This is a genomic window from Pediococcus parvulus (genome assembly GCF_007990205.1).
Taxonomy (GTDB): Bacteria; Bacillota; Bacilli; order Lactobacillales; family Lactobacillaceae; genus Pediococcus; species Pediococcus parvulus.
In genome coordinates, this window is sequence record NZ_BJWE01000083.1 from 1 (window position 1) to 2143 (window position 2143).

Below are 2143 nucleotides of genomic sequence, written 5' to 3' on the forward strand. Positions count from 1 at the left end.
CGAATGATCCACATGAGTGCCAGGTTTTTTAAATCGCCGATTCATTAAAGAGTGAATCTCCATTTCCCTCATTAATCGTAAAATTCGTTTTGACCCAATACAGATGCCTGACTTGCGAAGCACCATCGTTATTCGTGGATAACCATAGGCACGATAATTATTTTCCCAAATCAATTTAATTTTTTCTTTGAGCTGATTATCAACACGTTCGTGTTGACTAGGTTGATATCTTTTCCAATGGTAATAGGTGCTGCGCGGTAATTTCAGTGCCGAAAGAATAATTGATAAGCGGTGTCGCAATAACTGATCTTCTATGAAGACAAGGCAATTAATTCGTCCTAATGCTTTCCCAGTAACACCGCCGCAGCTTTTAAAATTTCAAGTTCCTCCTTTAATCGCTGATTTTCCTTTTGAAGTTGTTTGAATTCTTTGGACGTTACTTCAGTACCGTCTTCTAACTCAACTGATTTAGCGTCTTTAACCCAGTTATGAATTGCGGCTGGAGAAACACCGTATTCCTCGGAAAGCGAGCGAATAGATCTTTTCTCTTCACGATGCATCTTCACAATGCTGGCTTTAAAATCATCTTGATATCGTTTCATTGGAATGCTCCTATCTTGTTTTATTAATTATGGCACAACTGTTCAGAAATTTATGTACCAAATACTAGGATAGGAGCAAGATGATTGCGCTCTTAACTATATTGATTCGACACTCTTCTAAAACCATGGTGGAAGAACAATCAGCCAACAGTGAGCTCTTAACTATATTGATTCGACACTCTTCTAAAACTGTTACTACAGTTCCACGTGGTATTGTGCTGCTCTTAACTATATTGATTCGACACTCTTCTAAAACAAAAATATAGAGGTTCCTAAGAAAAAAATAGCTCTTAACTATATTGATTCGACACTCTTCTAAAACCACGTTGTTTGCACGATAATTAGTCGTAAAGCTCTTAACTATATTGATTCGACACTCTTCTAAAACCAGTAGCTGCACTCACTTTAGAAGCAAATAGCTCTTAACTATATTGATTCGACACTCTTCTAAAACTAATATCAAAAGTAATTGGATAATTTTCAGGCTCTTAACTATATTGATTCGACACTCTTCTAAAACTAGTTTCAACCAATGTATCACCAGTTAAACGCTCTTAACTATATTGATTCGACACTCTTCTAAAACCTCAATGCTATCTTCATTGGTTGATGCTGCGCTCTTAACTATATTGATTCGACACTCTTCTAAAACTGGTGTCATGTTGATCACACTGCAAAGCCAGCTCTTAACTATATTGATTCGACACTCTTCTAAAACTGTCCAGGAAATATTCACGATGGTGTACCAGCTCTTAACTATATTGATTCGACACTCTTCTAAAACAGTTTTTTTAGGTTTTCTTACTTCCTAACAGCTCTTAACTATATTGATTCGACACTCTTCTAAAACGCGGTTTATATTTCACTGGCAAGTGCGGATGCTCTTAACTATATTGATTCGACACTCTTCTAAAACACGCTGGATATCAAAAATCAGAGGTATCTGGCTCTTAACTATATTGATTCGACACTCTTCTAAAACAGTATTGACGGCTATAGCAACAGACTGAATGCTCTTAACTATATTGATTCGACACTCTTCTAAAACCTATTTTAGCATTAGTTATTGCCCCATCACGCTCTTAACTATATTGATTCGACACTCTTCTAAAACCAACATCTACATCTAAGTACCAGTCAATTTGCTCTTAACTATATTGATTCGACACTCTTCTAAAACTGCCAACGAGGCTAAGAAACAGCTCAAATCGCTCTTAACTATATTGATTCGACACTCTTCTAAAACCGAAGAGGGCAAAGAAAAACCAGCGATGAAGCTCTTAACTATATTGATTCGACACTCTTCTAAAACAGGGGCGTTTGTAGGGTATGCCTATATTAGGCTCTTAACTATATTGATTCGACACTCTTCTAAAACCATCAAGCCCAGTTTCATCACTAATCCACTGCTCTTAACTATATTGATTCGACACTCTTCTAAAACCTTACAATAGAATATATTCTATTATGAAGAGCTCTTAACTATATTGATTCGACACTCTTCTAAAACCGAAGGAGTTCGCGAAGGATGAGCGCATCGG

Annotated in this window: 1 pseudogene and 1 CRISPR repeat array; the pseudogene reads right to left on the reverse strand. The window is 36.7% G+C overall.

The annotated features are described in order from the left end of the window. Window positions 1-602: pseudogene (locus tag PPA04_RS09365) on the reverse strand (IS3-like element IS1163 family transposase); the annotation flags it as partial. A gap of 88 nt (window positions 603-690) precedes the next feature. Continuing rightward, window positions 691-2112: a CRISPR direct-repeat array (repeat unit 36 nt; unit sequence GCTCTTAACTATATTGATTCGACACTCTTCTAAAAC). Window positions 2113-2143 lie beyond the last annotated feature (31 nt).